17 protein-coding genes and 2 pseudogenes are annotated in these 19,321 nt (G+C 74.1%); 11 read left to right on the top strand and 8 right to left on the bottom strand.

Annotated elements, in window-relative coordinates:
- Nucleotides 1-128 precede the first annotated feature (128 nt).
- From ACIBH3_RS21100 to ACIBH3_RS21090, 3 genes are all read right to left on the bottom strand, one after another.
- The gene (locus tag ACIBH3_RS21100) at nucleotides 129-413 is read right to left on the bottom strand and encodes a hypothetical protein (RefSeq protein ID WP_396313549.1); all 285 of its coding nucleotides are present in this window, start codon (nucleotides 411-413) and stop codon (nucleotides 129-131) included.
- A gap of 116 nt (nucleotides 414-529) precedes the next feature.
- On the bottom strand, nucleotides 530-1,705 hold the full coding sequence (locus ACIBH3_RS21095) for a peptidoglycan-binding protein (RefSeq protein ID WP_396313548.1): 1,176 nt from the start codon (nucleotides 1,703-1,705) through the stop codon (nucleotides 530-532).
- A gap of 370 nt (nucleotides 1,706-2,075) precedes the next feature.
- Nucleotides 2,076-2,300 (bottom strand): hypothetical protein, encoded by a 225-nt coding sequence (locus tag ACIBH3_RS21090; protein ID WP_396313547.1) that lies wholly within the window; start codon nucleotides 2,298-2,300, stop codon nucleotides 2,076-2,078.
- 110 nt (nucleotides 2,301-2,410) lie between these two features.
- On the opposite strand from ACIBH3_RS21090, the gene ACIBH3_RS21085 reads away from it, so the two are divergent.
- Nucleotides 2,411-3,019 carry a TetR/AcrR family transcriptional regulator gene (locus ACIBH3_RS21085; RefSeq protein WP_396313546.1) on the top strand — a complete coding sequence of 203 codons (609 nt, stop codon included), beginning with the start codon at nucleotides 2,411-2,413 and terminating at the stop codon, nucleotides 3,017-3,019.
- A 100-nt stretch (nucleotides 3,020-3,119) separates the two neighbouring features.
- On the opposite strand, the gene ACIBH3_RS21080 is transcribed toward ACIBH3_RS21085, so the two are convergent.
- A complete protein-coding gene (locus ACIBH3_RS21080; protein ID WP_396313545.1) occupies nucleotides 3,120-5,057 on the bottom strand; it encodes a hypothetical protein in 1,938 nt (645 codons plus the stop codon).
- A 320-nt stretch (nucleotides 5,058-5,377) separates the two neighbouring features.
- On the opposite strand from ACIBH3_RS21080, the gene ACIBH3_RS21075 reads away from it, so the two are divergent.
- The 3 genes from ACIBH3_RS21075 to ACIBH3_RS21065 all read left to right on the top strand — a co-directional run bounded on the left by ACIBH3_RS21075 (nucleotide 5,378) and on the right by ACIBH3_RS21065 (nucleotide 7,498).
- Nucleotides 5,378-5,935: a hypothetical protein gene (locus ACIBH3_RS21075; RefSeq protein WP_396313544.1), complete on the top strand. Its 558-nt coding sequence runs from the start codon at nucleotides 5,378-5,380 to the stop codon at nucleotides 5,933-5,935.
- Between the two features lie 121 nt (nucleotides 5,936-6,056).
- Nucleotides 6,057-6,731 (top strand): DUF3105 domain-containing protein, encoded by a 675-nt coding sequence (locus ACIBH3_RS21070; protein ID WP_396313543.1) that lies wholly within the window; start codon nucleotides 6,057-6,059, stop codon nucleotides 6,729-6,731.
- Nucleotides 6,713-7,498, top strand: a complete 786-nt coding sequence (locus ACIBH3_RS21065; protein ID WP_396313542.1) for a DUF305 domain-containing protein — start codon at nucleotides 6,713-6,715, stop codon at nucleotides 7,496-7,498. Before ACIBH3_RS21070 ends, ACIBH3_RS21065 begins: the two co-directional genes overlap by 19 nt.
- 69 nt (nucleotides 7,499-7,567) lie before the next feature.
- Here ACIBH3_RS21065 and ACIBH3_RS21060 read toward each other — a convergent pair whose 3' ends face one another.
- Complete coding sequence (locus tag ACIBH3_RS21060) at nucleotides 7,568-9,262, bottom strand: MFS transporter (protein WP_396313541.1); 1,695 nt, start codon at nucleotides 9,260-9,262, stop codon at nucleotides 7,568-7,570.
- A gap of 169 nt (nucleotides 9,263-9,431) precedes the next feature.
- Between ACIBH3_RS21060 and ACIBH3_RS21055 the strand changes: the two genes are divergently transcribed.
- Complete coding sequence (locus ACIBH3_RS21055; protein ID WP_396313540.1) at nucleotides 9,432-10,076, top strand: MarR family winged helix-turn-helix transcriptional regulator; 645 nt, start codon at nucleotides 9,432-9,434, stop codon at nucleotides 10,074-10,076.
- Nucleotides 10,077-10,120: 44 nt separating this feature from the next.
- Here the strand turns inward: ACIBH3_RS21055 and ACIBH3_RS21050 are convergent, their stop codons facing one another.
- Nucleotides 10,121-10,624 carry a methylated-DNA--[protein]-cysteine S-methyltransferase gene (locus tag ACIBH3_RS21050; protein ID WP_396313539.1) on the bottom strand — a complete coding sequence of 168 codons (504 nt, stop codon included), beginning with the start codon at nucleotides 10,622-10,624 and terminating at the stop codon, nucleotides 10,121-10,123.
- Nucleotides 10,621-12,216 (bottom strand): DNA-3-methyladenine glycosylase 2 family protein, encoded by a 1,596-nt coding sequence (locus ACIBH3_RS21045; protein WP_396313571.1) that lies wholly within the window; start codon nucleotides 12,214-12,216, stop codon nucleotides 10,621-10,623. The genes ACIBH3_RS21050 and ACIBH3_RS21045 overlap by 4 nt, the downstream gene beginning before the upstream one ends.
- Before the next feature lie 181 nt (nucleotides 12,217-12,397).
- Between ACIBH3_RS21045 and ACIBH3_RS21040 the strand changes: the two genes are divergently transcribed.
- The 4 genes from ACIBH3_RS21040 to ACIBH3_RS21025 all read left to right on the top strand — a co-directional run bounded on the left by ACIBH3_RS21040 (nucleotide 12,398) and on the right by ACIBH3_RS21025 (nucleotide 16,485).
- Nucleotides 12,398-13,444, top strand: coding sequence for a LacI family DNA-binding transcriptional regulator (locus tag ACIBH3_RS21040; protein ID WP_396313538.1), 1,047 nt, complete (start codon nucleotides 12,398-12,400; stop codon nucleotides 13,442-13,444).
- 366 nt (nucleotides 13,445-13,810) lie between these two features.
- Entirely contained in the window at nucleotides 13,811-14,434 is a 624-nt protein-coding gene (locus ACIBH3_RS21035; RefSeq protein ID WP_396313537.1) for an RNA polymerase sigma factor, read from the top strand.
- Nucleotides 14,431-15,480 carry a CU044_5270 family protein gene (locus ACIBH3_RS21030; protein WP_396313536.1) on the top strand — a complete coding sequence of 350 codons (1,050 nt, stop codon included), beginning with the start codon at nucleotides 14,431-14,433 and terminating at the stop codon, nucleotides 15,478-15,480. Before ACIBH3_RS21035 ends, ACIBH3_RS21030 begins: the two co-directional genes overlap by 4 nt.
- Before the next feature lie 567 nt (nucleotides 15,481-16,047).
- Nucleotides 16,048-16,485, top strand: a complete 438-nt coding sequence (locus ACIBH3_RS21025) for an ASCH domain-containing protein (protein ID WP_396313535.1) — start codon at nucleotides 16,048-16,050, stop codon at nucleotides 16,483-16,485.
- Nucleotides 16,486-16,509: 24 nt separating this feature from the next.
- On the opposite strand, the gene ACIBH3_RS21020 is transcribed toward ACIBH3_RS21025, so the two are convergent.
- On the bottom strand, nucleotides 16,510-17,235 hold the full coding sequence (locus tag ACIBH3_RS21020) for a YoaK family protein (protein ID WP_396313534.1): 726 nt from the start codon (nucleotides 17,233-17,235) through the stop codon (nucleotides 16,510-16,512).
- 566 nt (nucleotides 17,236-17,801) lie between these two features.
- Between ACIBH3_RS21020 and ACIBH3_RS21015 the strand changes: the two are divergent.
- Together ACIBH3_RS21015 and ACIBH3_RS21010 are read left to right on the top strand one after the other, a co-directional pair.
- A pseudogene (locus tag ACIBH3_RS21015) lies at nucleotides 17,802-18,302 on the top strand (carbohydrate ABC transporter substrate-binding protein); the annotation flags it as partial.
- A pseudogene (locus ACIBH3_RS21010) lies at nucleotides 18,230-19,264 on the top strand (glycoside hydrolase family 1 protein); the annotation flags it as partial. The pseudogenes ACIBH3_RS21015 and ACIBH3_RS21010, both read left to right, overlap by 73 nt.
- Nucleotides 19,265-19,321: the final 57 nt, after the last annotated feature.

Here is a 19,321-nt window from a genome sequence, read left to right as displayed (position 1 = left end):
GGCCTGCGGCGCCGGCGGCCGGCCCCCCGCCGCCGGCCCCCGCGGGGGGGCGCGCCGCGCGGGGGGGGGGGGGGGGGGCCCGGGGGGGGGGGGCGGGGGGGCCCCCCCCCGGGGGCCCCCCCCACGGCTCACCGACTCAACAGCTGCACGAGTGCCACCGTCAGCGCGGCGAGGGCCGTCAGGGCACCGACCGCCGGGAGCGGCCAGCGGCCGCGCTGGAGTTCCTCGACCTCCTGGCGCAGGCCGCTCACCTCCGCCTTCAGCTCCGCGACATGCTCGTCCGACTGGACCGCACGCTGGAGCATAAGCGCCAACTGCCCTTCGAGCTGCGCGAATCCGACGTCGACGATCCGGTGGATCTCGGCCAGTTCCAGGGTGACGGAGACCGATGGATCGGCGTCCGTGGCGCTCACGGATGCTGCCGGGATCGCAGGGCAGCCGTGTTGGGGCTGCCGGGCGGCATGACCGGGCAGGTCGGCGCCGTGCGCGCGATGGCTTCGGTGAGGGAACGAAGCATCGTGGTCTCCGATCATTCCGTGACGATGAAACCGTGGGCGTCGCCCAGGCGGGAGAGGGAGCCGTGGCCGGGGATTCCGTCCGCCGCCGAACCCGTGTAGCCGAGGCGGCGCTGCCAGGCGGCGTACGCCGTCACCGTCCGGGTGCCGAAACTGCCGTCCACCCAGGCCGGGTCGAGCAGCCCCTCGTCGACCAGGGCCTGTTCGACGATCTTCACCTCGGTGCCGTACGTCCGGTGGCCCTGCCCACCGCCCGGGTCGGTACGGGCCGCCGCCACCAGGTGGGCCACCGAGACCGCGGGCCGCTCACCGGGGAGGCGCCCGAGCAGCCGGCGGAGCGATGCCTCACCCGGCACGCCGTCCGCCGCGGCTCCCGTGTAGCCCAGGGAGCGCTGGTAGTCGGCGTAGTTCAGGGTGTCGGCGTCCGTCCAGTCCGGCCCGGGGCCGGAGGTGTAGTGACGGCCGAATCCCGCGGCGACCAGCGCCCGGCCGACCAGCGTGACGTGCTCCCCGTGCGCGCCGTAGCCGTATCGCAGACCGCCGATCGTCACCTGGTAGCGGGCGATCTCCCCGTCGGGGGGCGGCTGGGACGGCGGCGGCGAGCCGGTGCTGAAGTCCGGCCAGGGTCCCGGGTCCTGGTGGTCGTTCTCGGGGACGTGGGCGTGCGCGTACCAGCCGCCCCTGGTCTCCCAGGTGTACTCGTCACGGCGGGAGGTGAAGTCCACCGGCCGGCCCATCGGCCAGACGTCGGGCACCCCCCAGGACGCGATCCAGGCGTGCAGCCGGTCCCACCCCGCGCAGGGCGTGTCCGTGAGCACGCCGTAGACCCGCCCGTTCCTGCGGCAGTTGGGGAAGAACACCGCCTCGATCTGGATCACCACCGCACCGGCGCGGTTCGTCCGGGTGCCGCCCGCGTCGTCCACCAGGCTCTTGGACCGCGAGTCCGCCGGGAACAGCTGGGCTATCCGCCCGGAGAAGGGATCCCAGACCAGATGCGGCGCATCACCCCGGCCGGAGCCGGTGAAGTAGGAGACGAGGTCGTCGAACGGCACCCAGTCCTGCGGTGCGGCCGGGCTGGCGTCACGGTCCCAGGTGATGTGGGCGATCGCGCGCGGCGGGTACTGCTGGTCGGTCGGAGCGTGGTCGCCGACGTCGTGACGCTCGGCGCCGGGCATCCAGAGTTCTGGCACGGGGGCCTCCGGGGCATGCTGAAGTTCCTGAACGGGAACGCGAGTCCAGGCGGTGACGGTGAGCTGGGGGGAGTCAGGGCGGCGCGGGTGAGGGTGACGCGGTGGGGGCGGTGCTGCGAGAGCGGTCGGTGGAGCTCCGCCGGTCACCGGCCGGTGATGACGGGGCATATGAGGTATCGGCAGATATGCCGCAGGACTTCACGGTTCGTGGACGGCATTTCGGGGCCGGAGGCGGGTGCCGGTCCTCGCGCGCCCCACCCTTCCGGGCACCAAATGGCGTCCGCACCGGGATGTTCGCCGTGCTGCGGCGGTCGCGGGGAGCGAATGAGGGTGCGTGGCAGGAGGGTTCGGCTGCGGCGGGCGCGGGGCGTCAGCCGACGTACCTGCCCAGGTCGTCCGATATCAGCCCGTGGGTGCTGTGCATGGCCACGGAGCTGTACGACGAGCGGATCGCGTGCGCCTGCGCGCTGCGCTCACGCTCGGCCAGTACGCCGTCGATGTTCTGGGTGGGTCGCGCGCCGCGCCGGGCGAGGAGGGCCGTCAGCCCGGCCACCAGTCCGGCCGACCCGCAGAGGAAGATGATCAGAGTAGCCATGACTACCCCCTCGGTTACGGGGCCTGCTGGCCAGCAGCGTACCCACCATAGGGGGCGCACGAACCGCCGTATCGTAAAGGCCGACCCCCGGCCCAGGAGGAGAACGACAGATGGCGGACACCCGTCCGCGCCGCCCGGCGCGCCCCCGCGAGGAGGTGTTCGCCGCCGCGCGGAGCGCGATCGCGGAGCACGGGCTCGCCAAGCTCACCATGGCGGGCCTCGGCAAGCAGCTCCAGATGAGCGCCGGACACCTCCTCTACTACTTCGGCAGCAAGGACCAGCTGCTGCTGGAGACCCTGCGCTGGAGCGAGGAGCAGCTCGGCGCCCGCCGGCAGGAGGCGATGGCGCGCGCCACCGACAGCGTCTGGGACCGGCTGGCGGCGTACGCGGAGCTGTACCTGCCCAGCGGGCCCGGCGATCCGCGCTGGATCCTCTGGGTGGAGGTGTGGGGGCGCTCCCCCGCCAGCGCGGAGATCCGGCAGGGGCAGCTGGAGATCGAGGCGCCCTGGCAGGCCGACCTGGTCGCGCTGATCGAGGAGGGCACGGCGAACGGGGGGTTCCTGCCCGGGTCCGGCTCGGCGTACGACCGGGCGGTGCAGATCCGGGCGCTGCTCGACGGCTTCGCGGTGCCGATCGCGATCGGGCTGCCCGGCGCGCGCCGGGAGGAGGCGCTGGCCCAGACCGCCGCCGTCACGGCGACGCTGCTGGGCGGGCGCTGACCTCCCCCGCCGCGGGCCGCCCTCGCCGGCGGCCCGGGGCCGGGTGGGTCCCAGGCCGGGTGGGTCTCCCCGGTCGGCCGGGCCAGTCGGGCCGGTCGGGCTACTCCGTCCAGAGGGCGGCCGCGGTGCGGTCGTCCGCGTAGCCCTTCGCCCTGACCTGGACCTGGCGGAGGAAGTCGACCGTGCCCGGCGGATGCGGGTGTGCCCAGTGCGCGGCCAGGAAGTGCGCGACGGCCGGCTCGTCGGCGATCGGCCCGGCCAGGCCAGGGGTGCAGAGCAGCAGGATGTCGCCCGCGGTGGCCGGGACCAGCCGGAATCGGAACGGGCGCGGGTCGGGCACCGCCTCGGCGGCCTGCGGCGGCTGCCCGTCCGGGTGGTGCAGCAGGCGCGCGGCGTAGGCGTCGATCCAGTGGCCGGACCGCAGCAGGAAGAGCCCGCCGGGGCCGACGCCGAAGGCCGCGCGGTGGGTCGCGGCGGGGTCGAGGGAGAGCAGCAGGCAGTGCAACGAGCCGGGGGGCTCCTCGGCGGTCGTCGCGGCGGCCGCGCTCCCGGGCTCGGACGACGCAAGCGGCTCGGGCCTGGATGCGACCGGTGCGGTTCCGGACTCGGCCTCGGGTTCGGTTTCGGGTTCGGTGGCGCGTTCGGTCTCCGACGTGGTGGCGGGGGTCAGGTCCGGCACGGTGGCACGCAGGGGCGCTGCCGCGCGGGTGGCGAGGCGTTGCAGGCCGTACCGAAGGCGGTCTCGTGCGCCCGCCCGCAGATCGGCGGCAAGCTCGGCACGGCTGCGGCCGATCGCGGCGGCGAGCTGGCGGCAGGCCTCCGCCGTGGCCAGGGCTGTCGCGTCCGCCGCCGGGGCCTCTCCCCCGCTCGGCCGGCCGTAGCTGCCCAGCACCGCCAGCAGCAGCCCGTCCGGCCCGTCGCCGAACCGGGTCACCAGCAGGGAATCCCGGCGCGGCTCGCCCAGGTAGCGGGCCGAGTCGCCGCGTACGGACACCGCGCGCAGCGTGGACACGCCGTACTGCGCCCCCTCCAGCGTGGTGTCGGGCACGACCGCCCCGAGCCCGTCCGGATCGGCGGCCGGTACCGCGGTCGGCTCCGGCCCGTACGTCGGGGGACGCTCGCCGACGTGCGGCACGGTCCCGGCCGTGTACGCGGGGCGGACGCCCGGGCGGGGAGCGGTGGGTGCGGCGGGCGGAGTGGGTGCGGCCGGTGGGGTCGATGCGACCGGTGGGGTCGGTGCGCCCGGTTCGGGCTCCGTGAGCGGGGCGGCGGAGGCCGTGGCAGGCTCAGGCGACGAGGGCACCGAGGCGTCCGAGGCGCCGGTACCGGCGGGGGACGGCTCGACGAGCAGGCTCTGCAGTGTGTCGGCGGCGGGCTGCTCGGGCGCCGGCACCTCCTCGGCCGCGCGCGAGGCCGGGGCCGGGATCGGGCCTCTGTCGTCGGCCCAGGACGGCGCCGCGAACCGGCGGGTCTCGTCGACCGGCTCGCCCGCAGCGGCCACTCCGGCGTCGGCTGACACCCCGTCCGGTGCGGGCGTCTCCTCCTCCGCCTCGCGCTGCGCCGGCACCTGCTCCAAGTGCGGCGGCTCCGGCCGCTCCTGCTGCCTCGCCCGCTGGAGCTGCTCCGGCTCATCCGGACGGTCGGTGCCGGGCCCGTCGGCGGGCGCGTCCACCCGGGCCGGCGCGGGCTCCCCCACACGCTGGGCGCCGATCACGCCCGCCGCGGTGTCGAACCAGTCGTCGATGCTGTCCCGCACCACCGCCACGGCGGAGTCCGGCGCGCCCTCCGGCTCACCCTCCGGCTCCGCAGCAGCCGCAGCGGCGGCGGCAGCAGCAGCAGCAGCGGACGCATCGTCGGCGTCCTCCGCCGTGCGCTGCACGCCGATCATCCCCGCAGCCGTGTCGAACCAGTCGTCGACGCTTCCCTCCCCCGCCACGGCGCCCGGAATGTCCGGCAGCACGCCGGACGGCCCCTCGTACACCGCGTGCCACCAGCCGTCCTCCGGCTGCTGCTGCGCGGGTGCGCCCTGCTTCCTCATCTGGCGGCTCCTGGTCCGTGGTTGCCGTACCCCCGGCGGGGACGGGGGGCATTGCCGAGCGGGTTGCGTGCCGGACTCCGCGTCATTCTCCCGAAGCACGACGACGGTGTCCGGCGTTCGGGGACAACTCCGCACCCATCGGAGGATGCCCACCGCCGCCGGACGTACCCGGCCGTGCTCCTCGGCCGACCGGATCCGTCCACCCAGGCCGAAAGTACGCGGAGCAGCGCGCTTTCCCGGGGCAGCCGGACTGTCCGGGGGCGAAATTGAGGGCCCGGGAGGGGCATCGCTTCACCCGTTCGGCTGATTAATATGTGCGCATGACCGCGTCGGCGCCCAGAGCACCCAGGCCGGGGAGGGCCGCGAACGCGGGCCGCCCGGTGGGCGCGCTGTTGGCCCTGCTGATGGTCGGACTCCTGACGATGCTCGCGTCCGCCGGGCATGCCCAGGCCGTCACGGCCGGATCCGGGTTCACACCACCGCCCGTCACGACCCAGGCCGGCCCGGCGTCCTCCCCCTCCGACACCGCCGATCACCGGGCCGCGCGGACAGCCGGGGCAACGCGGGCGGACCGGGCGACGCGCGCGGACCGGGACGAGCCGGGCCAGCCGGTCCGGCCGGTCCAGCGCACCGACGGGCAGCGTCCGCGCACCTGGTGCTCGGCCGACGGCGACACCCCTCCGCAGCACAACGGGTGCTCCAGTCACCCCTACTGCGCGCAGGACGCCCAGCTCCCGAACCCGCCCCCGCAGCGGCTGCCGGTCACCCTGCCCCGGCCGGTCACCGTCCGGGCCCTGCCGCGCGGCACACCCGTCGCCACTCCCCCAGGGCCCCATCTGGCGCCCGACCTGCACGAACTACAGGTCCAACGGTCCTAGCGGAACCCACCGCCGGCCTTCGTCCCGCCTCCCGCAGCGGACGGGACCGACGGCTCCGCCCCCTCTGCCACCTCTTCATTCCGCCGTGCCCACAGCGCACGACGGGGACAAGGACATCTCCATGGGTTCCGCCTCGAAGCAGTCGAGCAACCAGTCGAACAAGCCCAGTGGCAAGCAGTCCGGCCTGGACCGCCGCGCCCGGATCGCCGAGCTGCGCGCCGAGGAACAGCGCCGGGACCGCCGCAACAAGGTGATCGCGATCACGGTCGCCGGCGCGCTGGTGGTCGGCGCGATAGCGACCGGTACGTGGATCGTCATCGACGCCGACAACCAGCGGAAGGCCGACGAGGCCCGGGCGAACGCGCCCGTCAGTGGCGTGCAGACGTTCGACAACCTGAGCCGGACCCACGTCACCACCAAGGTGACCTACCCGCAGACGCCGCCGGTCGGCGGCGACCACAACCCGATGTGGCTGGACTGCATGGGGCACGTCTACGACCAGCCGGTGGAGAACGAGCGGGCCGTCCACTCGCTGGAGCACGGCGCGGTCTGGGTCACGTACAACGCCAAGGCCACGCCTGAGGACATCAAGACCCTTGCCACCAAGGTCTCGACGACCCAGTACTCGCTGATGAGCCCGTACCCGGACGAGCAGGGCACGATCACCCTGAGCGCGTGGGGCACCCAGCTCGTCCTGGACAACGCCAACGACCCACGGGTGGACGAGTTCTTCACCAAGTACGTGCAGGGCAAGCAGACCCAGGAGCCGGGCGCCTCGTGCAGCGCGGCCCAGTGAGCGGGGGCGACGACGCGATGACCGCCACCGACGCGACACCCGACGAGGCTGCCGATGAGGCCGCAGCCCGGACTGCCGAACGGACCTCGGACGGGAGTGCCGGCAAGGCCGCGGAGGGCACTCCCGGCGGAGCCGGGCGCCGCAGGCTCTGGTGGCCGGCCGCGCTGGCCGCCACCGTCGCCCTCTGCCTGGGCGTGCCCGCCCTGGTGACGAGCGGAGGCTCGGCGGCCGGCAGCGTCGCCGCCGCGCCGGCAGACGACTCCCCGGAGGCCGGCTTCGCGCGGGACATGTCGACGCACCATCAGCAGGCCGTCGACCTGTCCTTCATCGTCCGCGACCGCACCGAGGACGCCGCCGTGCGCACCCTCGCGTTCGACATCATCAACACCCAGGCCAACCAGCGCGGCATGATGATGGGCTGGCTCGACCAGTGGAACCTGACGCAGCGCTCGCAGGCCAAGCCGATGGCCTGGATGCGGATGAACCACGTCTACGAGGCCCACGACGGCTCGCTGATGCCCGGCATGGCCACCAACACGCAGCTCGACAGGCTCCGCGCCCTGAGCGGGCGTGACGCCGAGGTGTTCTACCTCCAGCTGATGCTGGAACACCACCGGGGCGGGGTGGAGATGGCCCAGGGGTACGTGGACCTGGCGAAGAACGACGCCGAGAAGCGGCTCGCCCAGTCGATGGTGATCGGGCAGACGGCCGAGATCCAGCTGATCACCGACATGCTGACCGAGCGCGGCGCCAAGCCCGGCGTCTGAGCGGTGCCCCCGCGCTGGGTGCGCGACGCGGGTGGCAGCCGTACGGGTTCGGAGTGCGGCGGACGGGACCTACGTCCGCCGCACTCCGCGTGCGGGGCGGCTCTCCGGCCCTGACGTCGTCTCGGCCGGCCCGCCCTCGCCGCGCCCGCCCTCGCCCCGCCCGCGTGGCACGGGTCGCACCGCGCGGCCCGGGCGGGTGAGCAGGACGGCCGCTCCCGCCACCGCCGCCAGCGCGACCAGCACCGCACGCCCGCCCGCCGCCGGGCCCGCCAGGTGGATGCCGAGTACGGGCAACGCCGTACCCAGCGCCGTGCCGAGGCTGCGCGCCATGTTGACCATGCCGCCACCCACGGCCGAGCACTCCGCCGGGATGCCGCGCATCACCAGCGCGTTGTTGGCGGGCAGCAGGAGCCCGAGCCCGTACCCGACGACCAGCAGCGGCCCCGCCGAGGCCCGCTCGCCGAACGGCAGCAGGGCAAGCACCACCAGGCCGGCCGCCGTGACCCCGGCCCCGCACCGTGAACGCACGGCATCCGACCACTTCCGGGGCAGCAACCTGCCGCCGACGGTCGCGGCGACCGCGAAGGCGGCCGGTAGCAGAGTGATCATCAGACCGGCCCCGGCCACCGGGACGCCAGCATCGACCAGCAGCACCGGGCCCAGCACCAGCGGACAGAACAGCAGCAGATAGCCGACCAGCGCGACCACCAGCCCCGACCGGACGCCCGGTGTGCTGACCAGCCCGGGGGCGATCAGCGGCCTGGCGGCCCGCTGCTCCTGCTTCGCCAGCGCGATCGTCAGAGCCACCGCCGCCGCCAGCAGGACGAACACCGCCCAGCCCGGCAGCGGTAGGCCGGAGGCCGTCGACAGGGCGAGCAGCAGAGCGGTGGACGCGCCCGCGAGCAGCAGCAGGCCCAGCCCGTCGAACCGGCCGCTGCCGCTCTCCCCGGCCGGCGGTAGCCCGGGGACGGCCGGCGGAAGCCCGGGGACGGCCGGCGGTACTTCGCCTCCGGTCGGGGGCGCGAGCGCGGCTGCCGCCACCGCTGTGGGGCGCCCGTCGGGGTGGGTGCGGGGCAGCAGGAACCAGCCAGCCACGACGCCCAGCACCCCGATCGGCACGTTGACCCAGAACACCCAGCGCCAGGACACGTGCTCGACCAGGAGGCCACCCAGCGACGGACCCAGGGCAAGCCCCAGTGCCTGGGCCGCCGCCTGGATCCCCAGCGCGCTGCGCATGGCGCACTCCGGCACCCCCCTCGCGACCAGCGCCACGCTGTTGGCCTGCATCATCGCCCCGCCGACCGCCTGGACGGCCCGGCACGCCACCAGCACGCCCAGACTGCCGGACAGGCCCGCGCCCAGCGAGGCCAGCGCGAAGACCGCGAAGCCTCCGACATACATGGTCTTGCGGCCGACGAGGTCGGAGAGCCTCCCGATCGGCGCCAGCAGGGCCACCAGAACGAGCAGGTAGGCGAGGGCGACCCATTCGACGGCGGCGAAGCCGGTCTCGAACCGGCGTTCCAGGGCGGGGAAGACCAGGGCGGTGATGCTCGCGGTGAGCTGCCCGAGGAACGCGCCGAGGCACACAGTGCCGACAGCGAGCCAGTGGGCGTACCGCCGGCACGCGATCACGCGCGGCCGCGGCCGCTCAGCCAGCAGACGGCTTTCGAGCAGCCGGGCGCCCAGACCCGAGGCCATTCCGGCGGCCAGGGGGAGAGCGGGAGCGGGAGCGGCGCTGGGGGAGGGTGGTCGGTCGGCGCTCATGGGGGCAGAATATATCGTAGTCAGAACTACTCGCCCAAGGAGGTGTTCTGCCGGGGAGCTTTTCCCGGCCGGAGGTACTCCCTGGACGAGCAGCTCGCCGCCCGAACCGCTCCGCCGCGGACCTGGTCGCCCACCGAGCACCACGCGGCAAGACGCTACGCTGTCCGCCATGCCGTCACTGCCCACCCCCGACCCGACCAGCCCAAACTCGCCCGAGGGCGGGGCAGGCGAACCCGCGCCCTCGGCACTGGAGGCGCGCTTCGACGGCGTGCTCGACGAGGTGTACGGGGTCACGGACGAGGTCGCACTGGCGGTCGAGCGCGCGCGGCTGCTCACCGACGTCGTCACCCGGCTCCGGCGCGCGCTGCGCAGCAGCATCCGGACGGACTACCCGTGGGAGTCGCTGCCGATGGCGCAGGTCGAACTGCTCCAGACGCTCGCCGCGGCGCCGCTCCGGGTCGGCGAGCTGGCGGCCCGGCAGCGGCTGGCACCGAACACCGTCAGCGGCCTGATCAGCAAGCTGCTGGACGCCGGTTTCGTCGACCGCCAGCCCGACCCCGGGGACCGCCGCACGGCCAGGATCGCGCTCACCGAGGCGGGCCAGCGGCAGCTGGAGGACTGGCAGCGGGCCCATGAGCGCCGGATCGCCGACGCGCTGGCGAGCCTCTCCCCCGACGACCGCGAGGCCGTGATGGGTGCGCTGCCCGGTCTGGAGCGCCTCGCCAAGGCCCTCGCCGCGCCGCCCGCCCAACAGCCCACCCAGTCACCCGCACCACAACCCGCCCACGACGACCACCACGGACCGGCCCGGTAGAGCCGGAGGTCGGAGGCCAGAGGCAGTCGGCTGTCAGTCGAAGGTCAGAAGAGCGTGCCGCTCTCCAGCTCCAGCAGCCAGCGCTTGCGATCGACCCCGGCCGCGAAGCCGGTGAGCGAGCCGTTGGCTCCCATCACCCGGTGACAGGGTCGCACCACCAGCAGCGGGTTGGCACCAACGGCGCCGCCCACCGCCCGGACCGCGCGCGGCGACAGACCGGCCGCCACCGCAAGCTGACCGTACGTCACGGTGACCCCGTACGGGATGTCGTCCAGCGCCGCCCAGACGCGCCGGCGGAACTCCGTCCCGACCGGCGCCAGCGGCAGATCGAAGCTGGTGCGCTCACCGGCGAAGTAGGCCGTCAGCTGGGCGACCGCGGGGGCGAGCGCATCCGGGTCGTACTCCCAGTCGTCGGAGGGCTCGGCGAGCGCTCCCTTCTGTCCGGGCGCGGTGACCGTGGCGAGGGCCGCCACCCCGCCGTCCTGGCGCACGCCGCTCAGCAGCAGCGGGCCCAGCGGGCTGTCCATCCTCGTGAAGACCGTGCTCATGCCCTCGTCCCCTTCGACTCGCCGGCCGTCGCGCCGGCAGGCACCTCAACGTCCACATCAACATTCGTTTCAACAGTCACAGCTGCGGCAGCACCAGCTGCACCGGGAGCCCCACCCGCCGCCGACGCGGCCGCCCAGAGGTGGTGCACGGCGTAGGAGCGCCAGGGCGCCCAGGCCTGGGCCAGGCGGGCCGCCGAGTCGGGGTCGCCCGCCTCGCCGAGCCGCAGCAGCCCGTGCCGGACACCCACGTCGCTCGGCAGGAACACGTCCGGGTCGGCGAGCGCGCGCATCCGCAGGTAGCCGACCGTCCAGGGGCCGATGCCGGGCAGGGCGAGCAGTTCGGCGGCCGCCTGCTCGCGGTCCACGCCGCCGTCCAGCCGGACGGTGCCCTCGACCAGGGCGGCGCAGAGACCGGTCAGGGCCCGGCGGCGGGCGGCGGGCATGGCGAAGTCCTCCGGGGCGGCCGTGGCCAGCGCGGCGGCCGTCGGGAAGAGCAGGCGAAGTCCGCCGCTCGGCTCGGGGAGCGCCGCACCGTACTTCTCGGCCAGCCGGCCCGCGAGGGTGCGGGCCGCCCCGACGGTCACCTGCTGGCCGAGCACCGCGCGGACGGCCAGCTCGTGCGGGTCCACGTGCCCGGGCGAGCGCAGGCCCGGCCGGGAGCGGATCAGCCGTCCCAGGGTCGCGTCGGCGCCGAGCTGCTCGTCGACCGCGTCCGGGTCCGCGTCCAGGTCGAACAGCGCCCGCAGGCGGTGGACGGCGGTGGTGAGGTCCCGCAGGTCGGTGAGCTGCAATCGGCAATCGAGCCACCCGCGGGTGCGCGGTTCGGTGGCGGCGAGGCCGTCCACCTCAGCGACGCCGTGCCCGTACGGGAGCGCGAGCGTGCGCCGGTATGTCCGTACGCCGCGTCGCACGCCCGCCACGACCTCCTCCACGCCGGGTATGGCGCGCAGCGCCAGGAAGTCGATCAGGTGATCGCTGTCCAGGGCGCCGCGATAGGCCAGGCGCAGGCTCAGGCCGCCCGCCGGGGCGGCGGACGCCCGGCGGCCGGCCGCGACCTCGGCGCGCAGCCCGCTGGGCGTGCGGTCGTAGACCTCGCGGATGGTGTCGTTGAACTGCCGTACGGACGCGAACCCGGCCGCGAAGGCGACCTCGGTGACGGGCAGCCCGGTGGTCTGGAGCAGCAGCCGGGCGGTCTGCGCCCGGCGGGCCCGGGCGAGTGCGATCGGCCCCGCGCCCAGCTCGGCGATGAGCTGGCGCTGGAGCTGGCGGGAGCTGTAGCCGAGACGGTCGGCCAGGCCGGCGACGCCCTCGCGGTCGACCACGCCGTCGCCGATCAGGCGCATCGCGCGGCCGACCAGGTCGGCCCGGTGGTTCCACTCGGGCGAGCCCGGGACGGAGTCGGGGCGGCAGCGGCGGCAGGCCCGGAAGCCCGCGCCCTGGGCGGCGGCGGCGGTCGGGTAGAACGTGCAGTTGACCCGTTTGGGGGTCACTGCGGGGCAGCTCGGGCGGCAGTAGATGCCGGTGGAGGTGACGGCCGTGAAGAAGACACCGTCGAAGCGGGAGTCACGGCTGTCCACGGCTCGGTACCGCATGTCGTCGTCGATCACGCTGTCCAGTCTGCGGCAACCCGGGGACCGTCGACTGGCGGAAAACCGACATGGCCGTGGACGGCGGTCCGACCGGTCGGCGGCCGGCCTGGTGGGAGCGCTCTCAACAGGCCTCGTCAACCGATAGGCTGCTCCCCCGCACGCCGGACCGCGAGAGGAGCCCCCGGTGACCGAGCAGCAGCAGCCCCTCGGCGCACTCCCCCGCCCCACCCTTGAGTCGGTGGCCGAGCGCGCCGGCGTGTCCAGGGCCACCGCCTCCCGGGTGATCAACGGGGGCGCCGGCGTACGGGAGCCGCTGCGCGCCAAGGTCCAGCAGGCCGTCGAGGAGCTCGGCTACGTACCGAACCTCGCCGCCCGCACCCTCGTCACCCGCCGCAACCAGGCCGTCGCCGTGGTCGTCGCCGAGCCCGAGAGCCGGATCTTCTCCGACCCCTTCTTCGCGCAGCACCTGCGCGGGATCAGCCGGGAGCTGTCCGCCGCCGACAACCAGATGGTCCTGCTGCTGGTCGAGGACCAGCAGGACTACGAGCGGGCCGGGCGCTACCTGGCCGGCGGGCACGTCGACGGCGCGCTCCTCTTCTCACTCCACCGCAGCGACCCGCTGCCCGACATGGCCCGCCGGGTCGGGCTGCCCACCGTGATCGGCGGCCGGCCCGGCTGGCCCGGCGCCGAGCACGACCGCGAGCTGCACTACGTCGACAGCGACAACCGCGGCGGCGCCCGCCTCGCCGTCCAGCACCTCCGGTCGCTCGGCCGCAGCCGGATCGCCACCATCACCGGCCCGCTCGACCAGACCTCCTCCCTCGACCGCCTGGACGGGTACCGCGACCTCCTGCCCGACGGCGACCCGGCGCTGATCGCCGAGGGCGACTTCACCCCCGACGGGGGCGGCCGCGCGATGGCCCGGCTGCTCGCCGGCTGCCCGGACCTGGACGGCGTCTTCGCCGCCTCCGACCTGATGGCCTCCGGCGCGCTGCGGGTGCTTCGCGAGCACGGGCGCCGGGTCCCGCAGGACGTCGCGGTGGTCGGCTTCGACGACCTGGAGTCGGTCGCCGCCTGGACCGACCCGCCGCTCACCACCATCCGCCAGGACATCGAGGAGATGGGCCGCCTGATGGCGCGTCTGCTCCTGCGTCGCATCGGCGGGCAGGCCGCCACCGGCCCCACCTCGATCATCACCCCGACCCGGCTGGTCGTGCGGAGCTCGGCCTAGGTCCAATACCGGTGACCTTGCTGGATCCCAGGGCTATCCGGGGGGACATCGCCGCAGGTCAGGTACTCGCAGCCGCCGTTAGGTCAGCGGCATTGCGGCTAGGACCGCACCGGGTGGTGTCGGCGTTCGCCGGTGGGGACGGCGACGAGGTCGCCTCGCAAGCCGGCCTACCGAAGGATCCTTCGCATGTGCATCCCGCCAGGTTCATGGCGGGCGGCTTGGAAAGGACCGCCAGCCCGGTAGCGCCACCCGGTCAGGGGGTTGTGCCTTGGATGCGGGTGCGAGCCGTGCGGTTTGAGCGCGTGTGACGCGCATCACCGGAACTCGCCCGCGAGAGCCGGACAGCGAAGAGAGGTGACCACAGATATGCGAACCCGGGTCCGGGCCGGGGATCCCGATGCCTTCGGCGGGCTGTTCGACAGCTACGCCCGTACCGTCTACAACCACGCCTTCCGCCTGACCGCCGACTGGTCGGTCGCGGAGGACGTCATGTCGGCCACGTTCATGGAGGCCTGGCGACTGCGGGGCAAGGTCGACCCGGAAGGCGGCTCGCTGCGGCCCTGGCTGCTGGGCATCGCCACGAACCTCGCCCGCAACCACTGCCGCAGCAACCGCCGCTACCGGGCCGCGGCCGCCGCTGCGGTCCGCGAGCTGTCCGACGTGCCCGACCATGCCGAGGCGGTTGCCGGCCAGGTGGACGACCGACGCCGGATCGCCGCCGCGCTCAGCACCCTGGGCTCGATGCGCAGACCCGAGCGCGAGGTGCTGGTGCTGTGCCTGCTGGAGGGCATGGAGTACGCCGATGCGGCCCAGGCCCTGGGCATCCCGGTCGGCACGGTCCGCTCCCGCCTGTCCCGGGCGCGTACGAAGCTGCGCAAACTCACGGACGCGGAACTGGCATGGCCCAAACGGGAACCCGCTGCCCGCCCTCGACAGGTAAATGGCGACCGCGCCATCGCGGTCCGGTCCGCAGAGGAAGGAATCCGATGACCAACGAGATCGACAGGTTGCTCCAGTTCACGGAGCGGGATCTGCCGGCGGGCCGCCATCAGTTGCACCGGGAGCGCTTGATGACCCAGATCCACGAAGACCTCCGTACGTCCTCCCCCGCCTCCGCCAAGCGGCGCAATCCGTTTCTGCGCCGCGCGGTTCTCATCCCGGTGGCGGCCTTCGCCCTGGCCGGAGCCGTCGTGACCGGCGTCCACCTCACCGTCACGCCCGGCGGCAGCGGCGACGACTCCGGCCTTGCCACCGGCCCTCTCCTGACCACCCAGGTCGGCTCCGCCCACGCGAGTGGCGCCGTGCAGCTGCTGGGCCGGATCGCGCTGGCCGCCGACGAAACCTCCGCCCCGAAGGCGCGCGAGGGGCAGTACGTCTACATCGAGTCGACGACGGCCGGCACCCACGTCCGCAACGACAGCGGAAAGAGCACCGTCGTCAGCGACAAGCTGCACCCCCGCCAGACCTGGCGGTCTCTCGACGGCAAGAACGGCTGGCTGATCGAGCCGGGCGCGACCGACGCCAAGGGCATCACGTTGGCCTCGGACGTTCAGCCGTACCTCAACGCCCCCTCATACGACTACCTCGCCGCGCTCACCACCGACCCCGACGCCCTCCTCGCCAAGATCTACAACGAGACCAAGGGGACGGGCAGCGGCCCCGACCAGGAGGCGTTCACCACCATCGGCGACCTTCTCGGCGAGAGTTACCCGACCTCCGCTCTCACCTCCGCGCTCTACAAGGCCGCCGCCAAGATCCCGGGCGTGGTCACGGTCGATGATGCGGTCGATGCGGCCGGGCGCCACGGCGTCGCGGTGGCCCGGCTCGACGAGACCAGCGGCCAGCGCACCGAGTGGATCTTCGACAACAAGACCCTCACCTTCCTAGGCAAGCGCACCGTCCAGGTCAACCCCGTTCCCGGCGCTACGGAGGCGAACCTGATCAAGCCCGGCACCGTCGTCCACACCACCGCCATCACCACCCGCACGATCGTCAACGACATCAGGCAGACCCCGTCCCCGTCCCAGGCGAGCTGACGCAAGCGGGACAAACCGCGCCGCGCCCGGCCGTCACTGGCGCGTGGCCTTGTCGGCGAGTCCCGAGAGCAGTTGTTGCCCGGCGGCGAGGGCATCCCTTGTCGCCGAGCAACAACGGGTGACCTTGGTCGCGCTTCGAGAGCGCCGCGGGGACGGGCGTTGTCCAGGGCCAGCCGCGGGATCTGGACCGCGGCGAACCGAAGGTTGTCGGGGAAGAACGCGACATCAACCCACCGACATCTCCCCCATCGCACAGCGCATCCCCACCGCTCCCGGTAACGGCAGCTGGGACAACTACGACCTGATCAACCCCGGCTCCGCCAACGGCAACACCGGCACCACCGAGGTTCCCGTCCTTCAGGCAACCCTCTGGGCGCACGCCAAGGCCACCGGCGACGTGTGCGCCTACCCCACACTCGCCCGGGACCTGCCTCACCCTCACGCTGATGCTCGGGCGGAAATACGCGCGGCGGGCGCGGCGTTCACCCCTCGGCCCGGCCGTGCGCGCAGCCGCCGAACGATCCCACGGCCCCGTAATGGGATTGCCACCCGGCCTACGCTGATGAGATGACCGATCATCAGAACACCGACGCCGGCGCCCTGCCCACCGCCGAGTTCGCCTTCCCCGGGCCAGTGCGCGACAAGCTGGTGGCCGCGATCCTCGGTGGCGCGAAGACGAGCACCACCGGGCTGGTGGCCGAGTACGAGCACTGCGGGGAGGCCCTGCCACGGGTCGGCGCACGGTCCGCGGTGGTCGACTCGGACAATCGGCCGGTCGCCGTGATCGAGGTGACGGAGGTCCGGGTGGTGGCACTGGCCGACGTCGACCTCGCGCACGCCCTGGACGAGGGCGAGGGGCACACCACGGTGGCCGAGTGGCGCGCGGACCACGAGACGTTCTGGCACAGCGCCGAACTGCGCGCCGCGATGGACGACCCGGCGTTCACCGTGGATGACGCCACCCCGGTGGTACTCGAACGCTTCAGGGTGGTCCCCGCGTCCTGAACCGTCCGGCCGCGCACTCCCGACTCACCCGCCACCGGGCGGCACCGGAGACCGGTAACGCGGGGCGAGACCGTACGCGACCGCGATGGCCAGCGCCGCCGCCGCAACCAGCAGCAGCGGCCCGGCCGGCCGCCATCCGGCCTTCAGCATCCACCCACCCAGCAGGCCGCCGACGAACATCGAGGCCACCGCCGCCGAGCGGCGCAGCCACGGCCGCTCCCCGGCGGCCGGTCTGAGCTCCGGCCCGGCCACGAACGCCAGGCTGCTGAGAAGCGAGGTCAGCGTCCTGGTGGCCAGTGTGGTCGGCAGGTCCGGCACGTGGGCCCGGAGCGTGGTGACGCTGCGCACCCCCATCGCGACGCCCACCAGGGCCACCACCGCGTAGTGCCGGGCGGAGGCCGGCGTGTCGGCGCCGTCGAGCCGCCAGGCGACCACGCCTGCCACGCCGAGCAGTACCGCCTCGGCGAGCAGGCCCGCGACGAACCAGCGGTGGCGGTGTGCGGCCACCCGGCTCTCCAGCCGGGCGCCGGCGAGCGCACCGGTCACGAAGGCGGCGAGTGAGACCGCCGAGCGGCCGGGGGACAGGCCCGCGCCGCCGGCGATGCCGAAGGCGAGGAGCAGCAGATTGCCCGTCATCATCGCCGTGAAGACGTGCCCGAGCGCCAGGAAGCTGACGGCCTCGACGATCCCGCTGGTCATGGTCAGGCCCAGCAGCGCCAGCGTCAGCGCGGTTCCCCGTTTCAGGTCCATCTGGCGGCCCCTCACACCCGCGGCGCCGGCCCGGTCGGGTGGGCGGCCCTCCCACTCTCTCCCGCGCCCCGCCCTGGTCGGCGCATTGCACCGTCCGTGGCACGGCTGGCACCCGCCCGGCCGTAGGGCGGAGGCCTCGGAGTGGAGGGTCGGCCCGGCCGACCTTCCACTCCGCCGGATCACCGGAGCGGGCAGCGCGGGGTCGGCGCCCGGCCGACGGGAGACGTCCGGCTCGGGGCGGAGCGGGCGTCAGGAGTCTGCGAGAGCGCTCTCATCGCGACTGAAGGTAGAGAGGGAACCGTCGCGCGTCAATGCCCCGCGCGAGAGCCGCCCCGCAGCGCTCCCGGCTTCAACTTCCGAGCCCCCGGCGGCAGGAGCACCCCCGCGGGACGTTCAAGGGTCAGGGCCTTGACGGCGGGCGGCGCGGCGCGGCAATCTCCTCCCCAGCAACTGAGAGCGCTCTCACCCAGCCCTTGCAGCCCACTGAGAGAGCGCTCTCATGACTTGCGCTCTCGTACGTCCCCCCGCTCAGAGCCGCCGGATCCGGACGAAGCCAGGAGGCTTCCATGCGCCGCACGCGCCGCACGCACACCAAGCGCTCCACTCCACCCACCAGAACCCGCCGTGCCACCACCACCCTCGGGGCCGCCGCCCTGGCGGGCGCCCTGCTGCTCACCGCCTGCGGATCCGGCGGCTCCAGGGACGCCGGCGGCGGGCAGGTCACGCTCACCGTCGACCTCTTCGGCACCTTCGGGTTCAAGGAGAGCGGCCTCTACGACGAGTACACGAGCTCGCACCCCGGCATCACCATCAAGCAGACCGACACCCAGGACGAGGGCCAGTACTGGCAGGCCCTGCAGACCAAACTGGCCGGCGGCGGCGGTCTCGCCGACATCCAGGGCCTGGAGGTCGGCCGGGTCGCCGGCGTACTCCAGAGGCAGGCCGACAAGCTCACCGATCTCAGGACTGTCGGCGCGGGCGCCGTCAACGACGGCCTGGTGCCCTGGAAGGCCGCCGCCGTCAGGACGGCCGACGGCCGGGTGCTCGGCGCCGGCACCGACATCGGCTGGCCGCCCGACGGCTGGGCGACCGTATCGCCCACTGGACCACCCTGAACGAGCCCTGGTGCAGCGCGTTCCTCGGGTACGGCTCGGGCGTGCACGCGCCCGGCCGCACCGGCCCGGCCGGCGCCCTCACCGCCCACCACCATCTGCTGCTGGCCCACGGCTTGGGCACCGGCGCCCTGCGCGCCGAGCTGCCCGCCGCCGCCCAGGTGTCGCTGACCCTCAACCTGGCCGCCGTCCGCCCGCTCACCCGCGATCATCCGGGCGACCTCGAAGCGGCCCGCCGGATCGACGGCCTGGCCAACCGGATCTTCCTCGACCCGGTCTTCCGCGGGAGCTACCCGGCGGACGTGCTGGCCGACACCGCGCACGTCACCGACTGGTCCTTCGTCCACGACGGCGACCTCGCCGAGATCTCCCGCCCGATCGACTCGCTGGGCATCAACTACTACACCCCGACGGTGGTGGCCGCCGCCGACCCGGCCGCGCCGGCGGCCCGCGAGGACGGCCACGGCGGTGAGCTCTCCCCCTGGCCCGCCGACCAGGGCATCCGCTTCCTGCCCGCCGAGGGCACCCGCACCGCGAGGGGCTGGCCGGTGGACGCCCGCGGGCTGTACGAGCTACTGGTACGGCTGCGCGACGACCTGCCCGGCGTCCCGCTGCTGATCACCGAGAACGGCGCGGCGTACGAGGACTACTGCGACCCCTCCGGCGAGGTGCACGACCCCGAGCGGATCGCCTACCTGCACGGCCACCTGGACGCGGTGCGCCTGGCGGTCGCGGACGGCGTCCCGGTGCGCCGCTACTTCCTCTGGTCGCTGCTTGACAACTTCGAGTGGGCGCACGGCTACAGCAAGCGCTTCGGCATCGTCCACGTCGACTTCGCCAGCCAGCGCCGCACGCCCAAGGACAGCGCGCGGTGGTACGCCGAGGTCATCCGCACCGGGCGGCTGCCGGCCCGCTGAACGCCCGCGGCCGCCCCGGGACCTGACGCCCCCGGGCGGCCGCGCGCCGGACCACCG

Origin of the sequence: Kitasatospora sp. NPDC050543 (assembly GCF_044457565.1) — a bacterium.
Classification (GTDB): Bacteria; Actinomycetota; Actinomycetes; order Streptomycetales; family Streptomycetaceae; genus Kitasatospora.
The sequence above is the reverse complement of the archived record's forward strand: the minus strand, read 5'-3'. Positions and strand labels throughout refer to the sequence as shown.